General features: G+C 71.4%; 13 protein-coding genes and 1 pseudogene. 2 read left to right on the top strand and 12 right to left on the bottom strand.

Annotated features, from left to right (window positions below; genetic code table 11):
* Positions 1-143 precede the first annotated feature (143 nt).
* The 11 genes and pseudogenes from ACFYZ4_RS16900 to ACFYZ4_RS16850 form a co-directional block, all read right to left on the bottom strand.
* Complete coding sequence (locus tag ACFYZ4_RS16900) at positions 144-1421, bottom strand: thymidine phosphorylase (RefSeq protein WP_351295026.1); 1278 nt, start codon at positions 1419-1421, stop codon at positions 144-146.
* Positions 1422-1512: 91 nt separating this feature from the next.
* Positions 1513-1911, bottom strand: coding sequence for a cytidine deaminase (locus ACFYZ4_RS16895; protein WP_030710595.1), 399 nt, complete (start codon positions 1909-1911; stop codon positions 1513-1515).
* On the bottom strand, positions 1908-3173 hold the full coding sequence (locus ACFYZ4_RS16890; RefSeq protein WP_351295030.1) for an ABC transporter permease: 1266 nt from the start codon (positions 3171-3173) through the stop codon (positions 1908-1910). Before ACFYZ4_RS16890 ends, ACFYZ4_RS16895 begins: the two co-directional genes overlap by 4 nt.
* Positions 3170-4285 carry an ABC transporter permease gene (locus ACFYZ4_RS16885; RefSeq protein ID WP_351295033.1) on the bottom strand — a complete coding sequence of 372 codons (1116 nt, stop codon included), beginning with the start codon at positions 4283-4285 and terminating at the stop codon, positions 3170-3172. Before ACFYZ4_RS16885 ends, ACFYZ4_RS16890 begins: the two co-directional genes overlap by 4 nt.
* The gene (locus ACFYZ4_RS16880) at positions 4282-5940 is read right to left on the bottom strand and encodes an ABC transporter ATP-binding protein (RefSeq protein WP_351295099.1); all 1659 of its coding nucleotides are present in this window, start codon (positions 5938-5940) and stop codon (positions 4282-4284) included. The genes ACFYZ4_RS16885 and ACFYZ4_RS16880 overlap by 4 nt, the downstream gene beginning before the upstream one ends.
* A 230-nt stretch (positions 5941-6170) precedes the next feature.
* Positions 6171-7229, bottom strand: a complete 1059-nt coding sequence (locus ACFYZ4_RS16875; protein WP_384346246.1) for a BMP family protein — start codon at positions 7227-7229, stop codon at positions 6171-6173.
* Positions 7230-7458: 229 nt separating this feature from the next.
* Positions 7459-8703 (bottom strand): amidohydrolase, encoded by a 1245-nt coding sequence (locus ACFYZ4_RS16870; protein WP_384346291.1) that lies wholly within the window; start codon positions 8701-8703, stop codon positions 7459-7461.
* A gap of 136 nt (positions 8704-8839) precedes the next feature.
* A complete protein-coding gene (locus ACFYZ4_RS16865; protein WP_390784220.1) occupies positions 8840-10063 on the bottom strand; it encodes a hypothetical protein in 1224 nt (407 codons plus the stop codon).
* A 47-nt stretch (positions 10064-10110) separates the two neighbouring features.
* Positions 10111-11019 (bottom strand): N-acetylneuraminate synthase family protein, encoded by a 909-nt coding sequence (locus ACFYZ4_RS16860; protein ID WP_384346294.1) that lies wholly within the window; start codon positions 11017-11019, stop codon positions 10111-10113.
* Positions 11020-11421: 402 nt separating this feature from the next.
* A pseudogene (locus ACFYZ4_RS16855) lies at positions 11422-11772 on the bottom strand (cytidylyltransferase domain-containing protein); the annotation flags it as partial.
* A gap of 17 nt (positions 11773-11789) precedes the next feature.
* Entirely contained in the window at positions 11790-13238 is a 1449-nt protein-coding gene (locus tag ACFYZ4_RS16850; protein WP_390784219.1) for a DUF6716 putative glycosyltransferase, read from the bottom strand.
* Positions 13239-13414: 176 nt separating this feature from the next.
* On the opposite strand from ACFYZ4_RS16850, the gene ACFYZ4_RS16845 reads away from it, so the two are divergent.
* Positions 13415-14395, top strand: a complete 981-nt coding sequence (locus ACFYZ4_RS16845; protein WP_390784218.1) for a glycosyltransferase family 2 protein — start codon at positions 13415-13417, stop codon at positions 14393-14395.
* Complete coding sequence (locus tag ACFYZ4_RS16840; RefSeq protein ID WP_390784217.1) at positions 14395-15750, top strand: polysialyltransferase family glycosyltransferase; 1356 nt, start codon at positions 14395-14397, stop codon at positions 15748-15750. The genes ACFYZ4_RS16845 and ACFYZ4_RS16840 overlap by 1 nt, the downstream gene beginning before the upstream one ends.
* Here ACFYZ4_RS16840 and leuE read toward each other — a convergent pair.
* Positions 15743-16393 carry a leucine efflux protein LeuE gene (leuE, locus tag ACFYZ4_RS16835; RefSeq protein WP_390784216.1) on the bottom strand — a complete coding sequence of 217 codons (651 nt, stop codon included), beginning with the start codon at positions 16391-16393 and terminating at the stop codon, positions 15743-15745. The genes ACFYZ4_RS16840 and leuE overlap by 8 nt on opposite strands.
* Between the last annotated feature and the right edge of the window lie 27 nt (positions 16394-16420).

The following is a 16420-nucleotide window of genomic DNA, read 5'->3' as shown; positions in this document are numbered from 1 at the left end:
CGCCCATCCTCTTTGGTATTAATCAAACGCGGGGTACCCCCCCCCCCCCCCCCTAACCCCTGGGGGGCCCCCAACCAATCCTGGGGCGGGGGGGGGGCCCCCCCCGGGCGGGGGCCCCCCCCCGACGGGATCGGGGCCCTGGATCAGGCGATGCGGTCCAGGATGATCGGCGTGGCGGAGTAGGCCGTGCCGGCCGGGGAGACGTCGTAGGTGCCCTCCAGCGCGGACAGGGCGTACGCGAACTTCTCCGGGGTGTCCGTGTGCAGGGTCATCAGCGGCTGGCCGGCCGTGACGGTGTCGCCCGGCTTCGCGTGCAGCTCGACGCCCGCGCCGGCCTGCACCGGGTCCTCCTTGCGGGCGCGGCCGGCGCCGAGGCGCCAGGCGGCGACGCCGACCCCGTACGCGTCCAGGCGGGTCAGGACGCCCGAGGCCGGGGCGGTGACGACGTGCTGCTCGCGGGCCACCGGCAGGGTCGCGTCCGGGTCGCCGCCCTGGGCCGCGATCATCCGGCGCCAGTGGTCCATCGCGGAGCCGTCGGCGAGGGCCTTGGCCGGGTCGGCGTCCTTGATGCCCGCCGCGTCCAGCATCTCCTTGGCCAGGGCGATGGTCAGCTCGACCACGTCGGCGGGGCCGCCGCCGGCCAGGACCTCGACCGACTCGCGGACTTCGAGGGCGTTGCCGGCGGTCAGGCCGAGCGGGGTGGACATGTCGGTGAGCAGGGCGACGGTCTTGACGCCGCTGTCCGTGCCGAGGCCGACCATGGTGCGGGCCAGCTCGCGGGCGTCCTCGATGTTCTTCATGAAGGCGCCGGTGCCGACCTTCACGTCCAGGACGAGCGAGCCGGTGCCCTCGGCGATCTTCTTCGACATGATCGAGGAGGCGATCAGCGGGATGGCCTCGACGGTGCCGGTGACGTCGCGCAGCGCGTACAGCTTCTTGTCCGCCGGGGCCAGGCCGTCGCCGGCCGCGCAGATGACGGCGCCCGTGGTGTCGAGGACGTGCAGCATCTCCTCGTTGGAGAGCAGCGCGCGCCAGCCGGGGATGGACTCCAGCTTGTCGAGGGTGCCGCCGGTGTGGCCGAGGCCGCGGCCGGAGAGCTGCGGGACGGCCGCGCCGCAGGCGGCGACGAGCGGGGCCAGGGGCAGGGTGATCTTGTCGCCCACGCCGCCGGTGGAGTGCTTGTCGGCGGTGGGGCGGGAGAGGGAGTCGAAGTTCATCCGCTCGCCGGAGGCGATCATCGCGGCGGTCCAGCGGGCGATCTCGGTGCGGTTCATGCCGTTCAGCAGGATGGCCATCGCCAGCGCCGACATCTGCTCGTCGGCGACGACACCGCGCGTGTACGCGTCGATGACCCAGTCGATCTGCTCGGGGCTCAGCTCACCGCGGTCCCGCTTGGTCCGGATGACGGAGATGACGTCCATGTGGTGCTTCCTTCTACGCGCATAGAGAGGGGGATTTGCGGAAGTACGACGGCCCTCCGCCCCGGCAGGGGGCGAAGGGCCGTCGGCACGGCTATCTCAGGTGGTCGGGCCCGAAGGCCTGGGGCAGCATCTCCGCCAGCGGGAGGATCCCCTTCGGGGTCTCCACCAGCAGGTCCGGTCCGCCGAATTCGAACAGCAGCTGGCGGCAGCGGCCGCACGGCACGAGGATCTCGCCCCGGCCGTCGACGCACGTGAAGTGCGTGAGGCGGCCACCGCCCGTGGCCTGGAGGGAGGACACCAGGCCGCACTCGGCGCACAGGCTGAGCCCGTAGCTCGCGTTCTCCACGTTGCAGCCGACGATGGTGCGGCCGTCGTCGACGAGGGCGGCGACCCCGACGGGGAAGCCCGAGTACGGGGCGTACGCCCGGGACATCGCGTCCCGGGCGGCCGTCCGCAGGGCTTCCCAGTCCACGGCGTGGGCCGGGGTCACTTGCCCTGGCCCTTGCGGTACGGCATGCCGTCCGCCTTCGGCATCCGCAGGCGCTGCGCGGACAGCGCGAGCACCAGCAGCGTGGTCACGTACGGGGCCGCGTCCACGAACTGGCTCGGCACCGAGTCGGTCATCGCGTACCAGACGAACAGCAGCGCGGCGAAGGCCGCCGAGATGCCGGCCTGCAGGTACTTCTTCTTGTAGAGCTGCCAGGCGCAGACGAGCACGAGCACGATGGCGATCAGCAGCAGCATCGCGTGGACGTTCGTGGCGCCACCGCGCAGCTTGAGGCTGTCGATGAAGCCGAACAGGCCCGCGCCCAGCGCCATGCCGCCCGGCATCCAGTTACCGAAGATCATCGCGGCGAGACCGATGTAACCGCGGCCGCCGGTCTGGCCCTCCTGGTAGATCGGGCTGGCGACGATCGACAGGAACGCGCCGCCGAGGCCGGCCAGGCCGCCCGAGACGATCACGGCGATGTACTTGTACTTGTAGACGTTGACGCCCAGCGACTCGGCGGCGATCGGGTTCTCACCGCAGGAGCGCAGCCGCAGACCGAAGGTGGTCCGCCACAGCACCCACCAGGTGGCCGGGATCAGCAGCAGGGCGACGATGGTCAGCAGCGACAGCTCGGTGACCAGGCCGCCGATGACGCCGGCGAGGTCCGAGACGAAGAACCAGTGCTTGGCCTGGAGATCGGCCATCCAGTCGGACAACCCCGGAACGGTGATCTTGTAGATCGGTTCGACCTGCGGCGACTGCTTGGAGGAGCCGCCCGGCGCGTCCGCGAAGGTGAAGTTCGACAGGTACTGGGTGAAGCCCAGCGCCAGGATGTTGACGGCCACACCGGAGACGATGTGGTTGACGTTGAAGGTGATCGTGATGATCGCGTGCAGCAGGCCGCCGATGGCGCCGCCGATGATGCCGGCCATGACGCCGGTCCACGGACCCCACTGGTAGCCGGCCCAGGCACCGAACCAGGTGCCGAGGATCATCATGCCCTCAAGGCCGATGTTGACGACGCCCGCGCGCTCGGCCCACAGGCCGCCGAGGCCGGCGAGGCCGATCGGCACGGCGAGCGAGAGGGCGCCGGAGACCTGGCCGACGGAGGTCAGGTCGTTCGCGCCGCTGATCAGGCGGACCAGCGAGACCAGCGCGAGGCCGCCCGCGATGATCAGCATGATCCAGGGCAGGGTGAGCTTCTTGCGACCGCCGGACTTCTTCGGGGCGGCAGCCGTCGCGGAGACAGTGCTGGTGCTCACGCCGCGACCTCCTTGTCGGTCTTGATGGCGTGCCCGGCGGCGAGCTCCTCGCCGACCTTCTGCTGCTGGCGCCGGACGCCGTAGCGGCCGACGAGTTCGTACGAGACGACGACCGCGATCACGATCAGGCCCTTCATGATCGTGCCGATCTCCTTCGCGTACCCGGCCTGGTCGAGCGAGGCCGAGGCCTTGTCGATGAAGGCCATCAGGAACGCGGCGAAGAGCATGCCGACCGGGCTGTTGCGGCCGAGCAGCGCGATGGTGATGCCGGTGAAGCCGACACCGACCGGGAAGGCCAGGTTGTAGGTGTGCGTCTCGCCGAGCAGCTGCGGCATGCCGGCGAGACCGGCGACCGCACCGGAGATGAGCATCGAGGTGATGATCATCTTCTTGGCGTCGACGCCGGAGGCCTGGGCGGCGGACTCGCTGGCACCGGTGGCGCGCAGGTCGAAGCCGAAACGGGTCCGGTTGAGCGCGAACCAGTAGACGATGCCGAGGGCGAAGGCCACGAAGGTGAAGCCGTAGAGCTCCAGCCCGTCGCCGAGGGACACGGCCGGGAACCAGCCCGACTCGGCGATGTCGCCGGTCGTCAGGTCGTTGGAGCCCTCGATCTGGACGCCGAGGTTCTTCGTCAGCATCAGCCAGGCGATCAGGCTGGTCGCGATGGCGTTCAGCATGATCGTGGAGACGACCTCGCTGACCCCGCGCTTGGCCTTGAGGACACCGGCGATACCGGACCAGAAGGCACCGACGAGCATCGCCACGAGGACGATCAGCAGCAGGTGCAGCGGGCCCGGCAGGGCCACGGCCGCACCGACCACGGCGGAGAGCATCGCCGCGAGGCGGTACTGGCCGTCGACGCCGATGTTGAAGAGGTTCATCCGGAAGCCGATGGCCACGGCCAGGGCCGCCAGGTAGTACGTACCGGCCTGGTTCACGATGAGGACCTGGACGTCCTCGTAGCCGGCGTTCTCCACCATGAGGCGCAGCGGCTCGATCGGGTCGATGCCCGTCGCCGCCAGCACGATCATGGTCAGCACGAAGGCGCTGACCAGGGCCAGCACGGGCCCGGCGAAGCCGAGGAGCAGCCGGTCCTTGTCGAATTTCTTCATCGGGCCTCATCCTCCGTCGTGTCACCGTCGGCAGCGGCGGAGTGGTTGTCGGTGGCTTCCAGGTGCCCGGAGGCGGCGCCCGTCATGGCGGTGCCGAGCTCCTCCGGGGTGACGGTCGCGGGGTTGGCGTCCGCGACCAGGCGGCCACGGTAGATCACCCGCAGGGTGTCGGACAGGCCGATGAGCTCGTCCAGGTCGGCGGAGATGAGCAGGACGGCCAGGCCCTCGCGGCGGGCGTCGCGGATCGCGTCCCAGATCTGCGCCTGCGCACCGACGTCCACACCGCGGGTGGGGTGGGCGGCGATGAGGAACTTCGGGTTGTGGCTCATCTCGCGGCCGACGATCAGCTTCTGCTGGTTGCCGCCGGAGAGCGAGGCCGCGGTCACCTCGATGCCGGGCGTGCGGACGTCGTACTCGCGCACGATCCGCTCGGTGTCCTTGCGGGCCGCCTTCGGGTCGAGGATGCCGCGCTTGGAGTTGGGCGCCTCGGTGACGTGGCCGAGGATGCGGTTCTCCCACAGCGGGGACTCCAGCAGCAGCCCGTGCCGGTGCCGGTCCTCGGGGATGTAGCCGATGCCGCCCTCACGGCGCTTGCGCACCGGGGCCTTGGTGATGTCCTTGCCGTCCAGCGTGATCACGCCCGTGTCGGCGGAGGCCATGCCCATGAGGGCTTCGATCAGCTCGGTCTGGCCGTTGCCCTCGACACCGGCGATGCCGAGGATCTCGCCCTTGTGGATGGTGAAGCTGACGTCGTCCAGCAGGAGCCGGCCGACCTCGACGTTCTCCACGATCGCGGAGTCCGGGGCGACCGCGGGCACCAGGACCTCCGGCTCGGCGACGACGGCGTCGCCCGCGGCGAGGGTCAGGTTCTTCACCTGGAGCATCGGGACGTCGGTCACGGTCGACTCGCGGGTCTCCGGCGAGGGCAGCTCCGCACCGACCATCAGCTCGGCGAGCTGCTTGGTGGTGGCGGTCTTCGGGTCGGCGGTGCCGACCGTGGTGCCGCGCCGGATGACGGTGATGTCGTCGGCGACCTTCAGCACCTCGCCCAGCTTGTGCGAGATGAAGATGACGGTCAGGCCTTCGGCCTTGAGCTCGCGCAGGTTGTCGAAGAGGGCGTCCACCTCCTGCGGCACGAGCACTGCGGTCGGCTCGTCGAGGATGAGGATCTGCGCACCGCGGTAGAGGACCTTGAGGATCTCCACGCGCTGGCGGTCGGCGACACCGAGGTCCTCGACCAGGGCGTCGGGGCGCACGCCGAGGCCGTACGCGTCCGAGATCTCCTTGATCTTCTTACGGGCCTTGGCGCCGATGCCGTAGAGCTTCTCGCCGCCGAGAACCACGTTCTCCAGGACGGTGAGGTTGTCGGCGAGCATGAAGTGCTGGTGCACCATGCCGATGCCGCGGGCGATGGCGTCGCCGGGGGTGTTGAAGGAGACCTGCTCCCCGTCGATGGCGATGGTGCCCTCGTCCGGCTTCTGCATGCCGTAGAGGATCTTCATCAGGGTCGACTTGCCGGCGCCGTTCTCGCCGATCAAGGCATGGACCGTGCCCTTGCGGACGGTGATCGCGATGTCCTTGTTGGCGACGACGCCGGGGAAGCGCTTGGTGATGCCGTGCAGTTCTACGGCGGGGGGCGGGCTGGACGCGTTGATGACGCACTCTCCTTGGCGCGGAAGGAGCGGAAGGCAGGGGGGACAGGGCGGGGAGTGAAAGTATCGCGTCCACGATGCTTCTACGCGCGTAGCACTGTCGGAAGTGAAAACTTGCGGCCACGGGGCCACTTGGTCACAGAATAGTGATCACAGAACGTGGCTCGGGGCCCGGGAGCGATCGAGACCGCTTCCCGGACCCCGGAGACCAGGACTACATGTCAGCGACGGCCTTACGGCTGGATCTTGACCTTGATCTTGTTGGCGATGATGTCGGCCTTGGCCTTCTCCACCGCGGTGATGACGTCGGTCATCTCCTTGTACTTCGGGTTGGAGTCGGCCAGGCCGACGCCGTCCTTGTCGAGGCCGTAGCGGATCTCACCGGTGGTCGGCTTGCCGTCCTGGACCGACTTGATCACGTTGAAGACGGAGTCCTCGACGTCCTTCGTGACCGAGGTCAGGATGGAGTCCTTGTACTTCGCCAGACCGGCCTGGTTGTACTGGTCGGAGTCGACGCCGATGGCCCACTTGCCCTTGGCCGAAGCGGCCTCGATGGCACCGGAACCCGCGAGACCGGCGGCGGCGTAGACGACGTCCGCGCCCGCGTCGATCTGACCCTGCGCGGCAGCCTTGCCGAGGTCGGGCTTGGCGAAACCGTCGAAGTTCGGCGGCTGGGTCAGGTACTGGGAGAGCACCTTGGCGTTCGGGTTGGTGTCCTTGACGCCCTGGGTGAAGCCCGCCTCGAACTTCTTGATCAGCGGAACCTCGACACCGCCGATGAAGCCGACCGTGCCGGTCTTGGACACCTTGGCGGCGGCGACGCCGGCCAGGTAGGAGCCCTGCTCCTCGTTGAAGACGAGGTTGGCGATGTTCGGGCCGGTCACCGAGGTGTCGTCGATGATCGCGAACGTGGTGTCCGGGAACTTCGGCGCGACCTTCTTGATGGCCGGGGCGTAGGCGAAACCGACGCCGATGACCGGGTTGTTGCCCTTGCGGGCAAGCTCGGTGAGGCGCTGGACCTTGTCGGCCTCGCCCTCGCCGTCGGTGGGCTCCGCCTCGGCGCCCTTGATCTTGAGGTCGGTTTCGGCCTTCTTCAGGCCGGCGTAGGCGGCGTCGTTGAACGACTGGTCGCCGCGGCCACCGATGTCGTACGCGATGGCAGCGGACTTCTGACCCGACTCCGAGGGGGAGGAGGAGGTGTCAGAGGACTTCTTACCGCCACAGGCGGTGGCCGAGAGGGCCAGCGCCGCGGACGCGATGCCCACGGTGGCGATCCTGGTGATCCGGCGCAAGGGGAGGCTCCTTCAAAACCTGACCGAAGCGCCACGACCGGCGCTGGTTTCGCGGCGATCGTAACGCGCGTAGATGTCAGTTAAAGGCCCGTTCATGAGTCGTTATCGGATCGTCGTGAACCGGACAGTGACCGATTGGTGACTCCTTACGTGCCCAGCCCTTGTGTACCAAGGGCTGGACACGCCCGACAGCAGAATCGTTGATGTTGTAAGGACTTCGCCCCGGCCGTTACCGGGCGGGGACGGCCCGACGCCCGTCGAGCAGGGCGGCGGCCGTGAAGAACTCCACGCCGACGGCGATCGCGTCCTCGTCCACGTCGAAGTCACCGCGGTGCAGATCGCGCTTGGCGGTGTCCCCCGGAGCGCGGACCCCCAGGCGGGCCATGGCGCCCGGGACGTGCTCCAGGTACCAGGAGAAGTCCTCCCCGCCCAGGCTCTGCTCGGTGTCCTCGACCGACTCGGTACCGCAGCGGGCCGTCATCGCCTCACGCAGCAATTCGGTGATCACCGGATCGTTGACCACCGGCGGCACCCCGCGCACGTGGTTGATCTCGAACTTGGCCCCGTGCATGGTCGCGATCTCGTCGATCGCCGCGTAGAGCATGTCCGGCGCCTCGTGCCAGGCGTTCAGGTCCAGGCACCGAACGGTTCCGGACAGCTCGGCGTGCATCGGGATGACGTTGCAGGCGTGCCCCGCCTCGATCCGGCCCCAGGTGACCGACATCCCCGAGCGGGCGTCCATCCGGCGGGCCAGCAGGGCCGGGGTGTCGACGGCGACCCGGGCGGCGGCCGTCACCAGGTCGGTGGTCAGGTGCGGCCGCGCGGTGTGCCCGCCCGAGCCGGAGAGGGTGACCTCCAGCCGGTCGCAGGCCGAGGTGATGGGGCCGGCCCGCAGCCCGATCTTCCCCGCGTCGACCCGGGGGTCGCAGTGCACGGCGACGATCCGGCCCACGCCGTCGAGCACCCCGGAGTCGATGGCGTCGGTGGCCCCGCCCGGCAGCACCTCCTCGGCCGGCTGGAAGAGCAGCCGGACGGGGCGGGGCAGCAGCCCCTGCCGGTCGAGCTCGGCGAGCACCAGGCCGGCGCCGAGGACGACGGCGGTGTGCACGTCGTGCCCGCAGGCGTGGGCGCGGTCCGGGAAGGTCGAGCGGTACGAGACGTGCGTCTTGGCGTCCGGGATGGGCAGGGCGTCGATGTCCGCGCGCAGGGCCAGCATCGGCCGGCCCCCGTCCCAGGTGCCGACGTCACAGATCAGGCCCGTGCCCGACTTCAGCACCCGTGGTCGCAGGCCGGCTTTCTCCAGCCGGGCCTTGATCGCCGCGGTGGTGCGGAATTCCTGGTGTCCGAGCTCCGGGTGCATGTGCAAGTCCCGGCGGAAGGCGATCAGTTCGGTACGCAGGTGGTCCGGAAGTGTGCCGGGCAGCTCGGGCCGGTCGGACGCGGCGGGCTGGGCGGTCTGGGACTCGCGGGACATCAACTGGTTCACCCGTTGAAGGGTAGGCGCACGGACGGGTCAACTGGCCGGGGATCCACAAAAGTTCATGCCGTTAGGGGAAAGAAACACGGCCTCTGGCGCATGACCGGGTGCCCCTGGGGGTAAACTCGCGCGCTCATCCGGCCGTAGGAGCCGCCTGGGCGGGGAGTCTGCGCACATCACGGGCGGTGTCGGTGACCCCGGCGAGGAAGCTGCGGGCGCGGGCGGACGCGGAGCCGGTGAGCCAGGCCGGGTCCACATCGCATACGGCGACGGTCACACCGGTACCGGTCAGGGCGTAGGGCAGCGTGTGGACGACCGTGGACGGAAAGCTGACGATCGTCCGGCCGACGGGACCGCGCCGCGCGATCAGCTCCAGCGGCAGGTCCGGGCGCACGATCTCCAGCCCGGTCGCCTGGCTCAGCGCGCGCAGCTTCTCCGGGGACTCGCGGCGGTGCGCGAAGTAGCGGGTGGCGCCGTGCTCCAGGGTGAGGGCGCGCACCGCCTCCAGGTAGCGGGCCGGGTCCACCACACCGGTCTCCACCAGCGAGGTGCCGACCAGGTCGGTGCCTTTGGTCAGGCGGGGCGGGCCGAAGCGGGCCCGGGTCCAGGCGAAGTCGTTGACCCGCAGGGTCATGGCGCCGTGGGCGGTGACGGGCATCGAGCTGAACACCTCGACGCGGTGGCCCCGGCCCCCGGCGGGGGTGAAGCGGCGGCGCGCGGTCGCCGAGACGGGTGCGTACGCCAGCTCGCGGACCCGGCCGGGCAGTCCCCCGCCGCCGACCCGGTGCCAGCGTACGAGGCGTTCGCCGCGGGCGGTCTGGGCGACGAACTCCATGGTGGCGGTGCCGTCGTCGACCACGACGAGCTCTTCGGCGCGCACGAGGGTGAGCAGCAGCTGCACGTAGCGCGAGAAGGGGTCGCCGATGACGACCGTGCGCGCCGCGCGGACGTCGCGCGCCAGCGCGGACAGCGCCTTCAGCGGCGCGAACCGGCTGCCGCGCGCCTCCTGCCAGCACACCTCGTACCCTTCGTCCCGGGCCAGCGCGGCCATCCGGCGCAGCTGGCCCCGGGACATGGGGTCGGTGGGCGGCAGGACGACGATCCTCAGGGGTGACCCCGCGCCCGCCGGAGCGGGTGCGGCGGCCGTCCCGGCCCCGCCGTCCCCCTGGGCCCGGGCCCGGTCCGGGCCGGGTTCCGCCCCGCCGGAGCGGGGCCCGCGCTGGCGCGGGACCCCGTCCAGCTGCGGCTGCTGCGGGCCGGGGCCCGCCGGGGCGCTGCGCGCGTACGCCCACTCCAGCACGTTGAGGAGTTGGACCGGGCTCTCGACGAACGCCAGGGTGGAGGCGGAGGGGGTCACCACGTACTCCTTGTCGGGGGCGGAACTCGTACGCGCCGGTCCGGAACTCAGACGGCTGCCAGCTCGCCCTGGACGCGGCGGAGCTTCTTCATGGGGCCGAGCTCGGACTCGTAGACCCGCTTGACCCCGTCGCCGAGGGCGGTCTCGATGGTGCGGATGTCGCGGACCAGGCGGGTCAGGCCGCCGGGCTCGACGGAGGCGGCCTGGTCGGAGCCCCACATCGCGCGGTCGAGGGTGATGTGCCGCTCGACGAAGGTGGCGCCGAGGGCGACGGCGGCGAGGGTGGTCTGCAGGCCCGTCTCGTGGCCGGAGTAGCCGATCGGGACGTTGGGGTACTCGTCCCGCAGGGTGTTGATGACCCGCAGGTTGAGCTCCTCGGCCTTGGCCGGGTACGTCGAAGTCGCGTGACAGAGAAGGATGTTGGCGCTGCCGAGCACCTCCACCGCGTGGCGGATCTGCTGCGGGGTGGACATCCCGGTGGACAGCACGACGGTGCGGCCGGTGGCGCGCAGGGCGCGCAGCAGCTCGTCGTCGGTGAGGGAGGCGGAGGCCACCTTGTGGGCGGGGACGTCGAACTTCTCCAGGAAGGCGACGGCCTCGGTGTCCCACGGGGAGGCGAACCAGTCGATGCCGCGCTTGGCGCAGTGCTCGTCGATGGCGCGGTACTCGTCCTCGCCGAACTCGACCTTGTGGCGGTAGTCGATGTAGGTCATCCGGCCCCAGGGGGTGTCGCGTTCGATGTCCCACTGGTCGCGCGGGGTGCAGATCTCCGGGGTGCGCTTCTGGAACTTCACGGCGTCGCAGCCGGCTTCGGTGGCGGCGTCGATGAGGGCGAAGGCGTTGCCGAGGTCGCCGTTGTGGTTGATGCCGATCTCGCCGACGACGTAGACGGGGCGGCCGGGGCCCGCGGTGCGCGCTCCGAAGGTACGGAGGCGGGGGTCCGGGGTGGAGGTCATGGCAGGGGGCGTCCTTCGGTGCGGGGGTGTGCGGGGTGTGGGCTGCGGGTCGAGGTGTGGTGCGGGGTGCGGATGTGGTGCGGGGTGCGGGTCGAGCAGGGGGGCGAGCAGGCGGGCGCGTTCCAGGTCGTGCGGGTCGTCGACCTCCAGGACCCGGGAGGGGTCGGTGGCGACGGGCAGGGTGCGGCCGAAGAAGCGGTGGCGGGCGGCGCGGAAGCCGTCGGCGTCCATCGCGTAGGCGGCGCCGGTCTCCAGCAGGTCCTGCGGCCGGTCCTGGCGGCGGGGCCGGTACGCCTGGTCGTGGTTGACCCCGGCGCCGGAGCCGTCGGCCCCGGACCGCCAGAGGAAGCCGTGGAAGGGGGCCACGGTCAGGGCCGAGTCGGCCGCCCCCGAGGCGACGGCCACGGCGACCGATTCGACGTCGGAGGTGGTGAGGAACGGGCTCGTGCACTGGACGAGGAGGACCACGTCCACGCTGACGGAGTGCAGTTCCTCGAAGGCGGCGAGCGCGTGCAGGAGGGCGGCCTCGCTGCTCGCGGTGTCGCCGGAGATCGCGGTCGGGCGGGCGATCACGTCGGCCCCGGCGGCGCGGGCGGCCGCGGCGATCGCGTCGGAGTCCGTGGAGACGACCACGTCGGTGACGGTGGGCGCGGAGCGGCAGGCCCGGACGGCGCGGGCGACGAGCGGGATGCCGGCGACCTCGGCGAGGTTCTTGCCCGGAACTCCCTTGGAGCCGCCGCGGGCCGGGATCACGGCGAGGACGCGGGGGCTCACAGCTCCCCCAGCCTGCGGATCACCGGGGCGACGCGCTGCACGCCGTGCCGGTACGCGCCACGGGCGGCCTCGCGCAGGTGGGCGCGGAGCCGGCGGCGCAGCCGGGACTCCCCCGCCGTCGGGCGCACCGCGCCGGGCAGCGGGGTGCCGTCGGGGGCGAGGTGGTGCCGGGCGAGGATCCCGGGCAGGTACCGGGGGGCGGTGGTGAGCGTGTAGTACGGGGCGAGGGCGGGCAGCCGGGTCGCGGCCACCAGCCCGGCGACCTTCGCCCGGGCGACGGCGTAGGCGTCGTGCGGTGCGCCTGCGGCGGGCCCGGCGGACGAACGCGCGGCCCCCGCCGGTTCGGCCCCACCCGGCGTGGCCTTGGCCGACGCGGCCTTGGCCGACGCGGCCTTGGCCGACGCGGCCTTGGCCGACGCGGCCGCACCCGGCGTGGCCGGGCCCGGGTGGACGCCCTGGGCGGCCAGCCAGACCGGGTCGCCCTCCGGGAGGAGCCCGGAGTCGAGCTGGTCCCAGGAGGCCAGGCAGCCGGAGCCGAGGAAGTGGTGGTTGCCGAGGGCCTCGCGGATGCCGAGGTCGGTGAGGATCGCCGTCGGGATGGACCGGTGCAGGGATTCCAGGGCGGCGGTGGAGGAGACGGTGACCAGCAGGTCGGTGCCGTCCAGCACCTCGCCCATGTTCCCGTAGACCAGGCGGCAGTTGGCGGGCAGTCCGCCCGGGATCTTCTCCGCGAGCCGCTGGTACGGCTGCTCCTCCAGGTGCGTGGTGTGCTCCCCGGGCTTGCTGCGCAGCTTGATCAGCACCTCGCGGTCGGGGTGCAGCCGTGCGTGCCCGGCGGCCCGTTCCAGCAGGTAGGCGCGGTCGGCGCGGCTGTCGGGCACGGAGGGCTGGACGGCGAAGACCACCGTGTGGGCCCTGCTCCCGGCCGGCTCGTACGGCGCCCCGCCCAGGAAGGGCAGCGCGGTCTCGGTGACGGCTCCGGCGTCCGCGCCGACCCCCTCGTACACGGCGCGGAAGCGCTCGGCGTCGTGGCGGGAGTTGGCGAGGACGAGGTCGGCCCCGTGCCGCAGCAGCAGCCCGTCGGCGAGCTTCTCGTATACGACGCCCACGTATCCGGTGACGAAGACCGGCCGCTTCGCCGGGTTCGGCCACAGGGCGCGGGCTCCGTGCAGGACGGCCTGGACGGCTCCGCCGACGAGGGCGAGGACGACCACGTCGTAGCGCTCCCGGCCGATCTCGGCGAGGAACTCCGCGCAGGTCACCTCGGACAGCCGGTCGGCCCGCACCCCCACCTCACCGAGCTGGCGCGCGGTGGGTGTGGCGCGGCCGCGCAGCAGGTATCCGGTGAGCTGGTGGTCGGGGACGAGACGGCGGGCGGTGAGTGCGCCCCATTTCCATCGCGTATCGGAATCGGCGAGTACGGCGACGCGTTTGCGTTCTGGCACGCGGCAGAAGCTATTCCGCAATTTCGGTGATCGGCCCAACGAACGCACAACAGCGGGTTAACAACGCGTCGACGAAATGCGAAAGCGCACGGGTTAACTCGCCCGCCCCGCGCCGTTCACGTGGAATCCGCATCCGGGCCACAGTGAATGCCAGGCGGCGCCCTAATGTCTCGCGGGTGCCCAAGCTCTCTGTTGTCGTGCCGTTCTACAACGTGCAGACATACGCACCGGATGCCCTGAAGAGTCTCGAACTCAACGCCCGGGAGGATTTCGAGTTCCTGCTCGTCGACGACTGCTCGACGGACGGGACGCCCGGCCTGCTGGAGCGGGCGGCGCGCGAGCTGCCCGGGGCGGTGCACCTCAGACACGAGCGGAACGGCGGTCTGGCCACCGCGCGGAACACCGGCCTGGACGCGGCCCGCGGCGAGTACCTCGCCTTCCTGGACGGGGACGACTGGCTTGCCCCCGGCCACCTGGCCCGCACGCTGGCCGCCATAGAGGCGCTGAACTGCGATTTCGTCCGCACCGACCATGTGCGGTGCACGGGCAGGACGCGGAGCGTGCAGCGCGTCCCCTACGGTCCGCAGTCGGTCGTCGCCGATCCGCGCTCCGCCATCCTGCCCGCCGACCGGGCCAGCTCGGTGGACTATCCGTACGCCTGGGCCGGCATGTACCACCGGCGGCTGCTGGAGCGCGGGGCCCTGCACTTCACCGACGGGCTGCGGACGGCCGAGGACCGGCCGTGGATCTGGCGGCTGCACCGGGAGGCGGAGTCCTTCGCCGCGGTGGGCCTGCCCGGGATCTTCTACCGGCGCGGGGTTTCCACGTCCCTGACGCAGATCGGTGACGAACGGCAGCTCGATTTCATCCGGGCATTTGATCAAGTACTGGCGGATGTCGCCGCGGACCGGGAATCAGATCTACTGCTCCCGAAAGCCGTCCGAACGTATTGCGCGATTATCGCGCACCATTTCGGATCCATCGAAAGGTTCGAACCGGCCGTGGCCAAGAAACTCCGTTCGATGAGCGCGGCCGCGCTCGGCCGCATGCCCCAGGACGTATTGGACCAGGTCCTGGACTCGATGGACATCGAACGCTCCACCCTGCTGCGGCGCGTGCGCGGCAGCCGCCGCACCCCGTCGGGAGCGGCCGCCTGATGCCCACCCAGATCTTCCTGGCCTCCACCCTCTACGGCGTGGCCACGCTCGCGGCGGGCATCGACTCGGGCGCCTTCCCGCCGGCCGGCCGCCGGATCCTGCTGACGAGCAACCACGCCGTCACCGCCGAGGTCACCCCGGGGGTCGCGGACATGCCGGGCTTCGCCGCCCTGCGCACCCGCTTCGACGAGGTGCTCGACTGGAACCGGGTCATCGAGCCGCAGCACCCGAGCACCTGGGCCCCGCGCGCCGAGGACGTCCCGATCTGGGAGCGGCAGCTGCGCTCCCTGTGGGGCCTCGGCGAGGACCGCGTCGAGCTGGTCGTGGAGTCCCTGCAGGTGCCGCCGGCCCAGACCCTGTGCCGGCTCTTCCCGGGCGCGGCGGTCGACGTCTACGCCGACGGGCTGATGAGCTACGGGCCCACCCGCTTCCGGCTCGACCCGCAGCTCGGGATGCGGGTGCGGCGGGTGCTGCACCTGGACCTGGTGCCGGGTCTGAGGCCGCTGCTGCTGACGGAGTTCGGGGCGCGGGAGGAGCTGGTGCCGACGGAGCCCTTCCTCAAGGTCCTCGCCGAGCTCGCCGAAAACACCGAGGCCACCGAAGTCGCCGGGGCACTCGGGGCGGAGGCCCCGGCGCTGCTCCTGGGCCAGTACCTCTCGGCGCTCGACCTGATGACCCTGGCCGAGGAGGAGGAGCTCCACGTGTCGATGGTCCGGGGCGCGCACGCCCTGGGCCACCGCGAGCTGGTGTTCAAACCGCACCCCGGCGCCCCGGCCGCGTACTCCCGCCGGGCCGAGGAGGAGGCCGAGCGGCTCGGCGTCCGGCTGACCGTGATCGCCGCGCCGGTGCTGGCCGAGACCCTCTACCAGCGGCTGCGTCCGGCGCTGGTCGTCGGCTGTTTCTCCACCGGCCTGCTGACCGCCGCCACTCTGTTCGGGCTCCCGGTGGCCCGGACCGGCACGGAAGCCGTCCTGGCCGGCCTGACCCCGTACCCGAACAGCAACCGGGTCCCGCTGGCCCTGGTGGACGCCCTGCTCCCGGACCTCGCCGACGCGGAGGCCGTGCGCAACTGGACGCCCCCGACCCCGGAGCAGGTGCGGGCGGAGCCGGCCGCGCTGCTGACCGCCGTCGGGTTCACCATGCAGCCGCAGATCCTGGCCGCGCGCCGGCCGGCGGCCGAGGCCTACCTGGCCCAGCACCTGGACGCGCGCACCTGGCGGTACTTCACCCGGCGCCGGCTGACCTCCCTGGGCCTGCCGGGCGGCATCCCGGCGCAGCTCTCTTTCCTGCCGCGCAGCCGCGCGGTGCGCCGGGCCGTGCGGCGGCTCGGCTGGGTGCGCCGCGCCCTCAGCTGACGGCGAGTTTGGCCGCGAAGCCGAGGAAGAGCACGCCGGCCGCCGAGGTGGCCCCGGCCGACAGCCGCTTGCGCCGGCGGAAGGCCTCCGAGAGCCGGGTGCCGCCGAAGATCAGCAGCGTCAGGTACACGAAGCTGCCGGTCTGCAGCAGGCCGCCGAGGACCAGGAACGACAGCGCCGGGTAGGCGTAGGACGGGTCCACGAACTGCACGAAGAAGGACATCAGGAAGAGGATGGCCTTCGGGTTGAGGAGGCTGATCAGCAGCGCCCGCCGGTAGGGCCGCTCGTTCTCGCCCTCCTCGGCGGGGGCGGCGGCCTGCGTCTCGTCCCGGTCCCGGCGCGTGCGCCACAGCGCCCAGGCGCCGCGCATCATGCCCACGGCGAGCCAGGCCAGGTACCCGGCGCCGAGGAACTTCACCACGGTGAACACGACCGGGCTGGCCCGCAGCAGCGCCCCGGCGCCCACGGCGGTGAGCAGCATCAGCACGGCGTCGCCGGTGAACACGCCGGCGGCGGCCTTGTATCCGGTGCGCACCCCGCGCCGGGCGGCGACGGAGAGCACGTACAGCGAGTTCGGACCCGGCAGAAGAATGATCAGTACGAGGCCGGCGAGGTACGTCGGCAGATCGGTGACACCCAGCATGTGCAGGAGTGTCCCATGAGGACACAC

It is taken from the genome of Streptomyces sp. NPDC001513 (assembly GCF_042894695.1).
Taxonomy (GTDB): Bacteria; Actinomycetota; Actinomycetes; order Streptomycetales; family Streptomycetaceae; genus Streptomyces.
The sequence above is the reverse complement of the archived record's forward strand: the minus strand, read 5'-3'. Positions and strand labels throughout refer to the sequence as shown.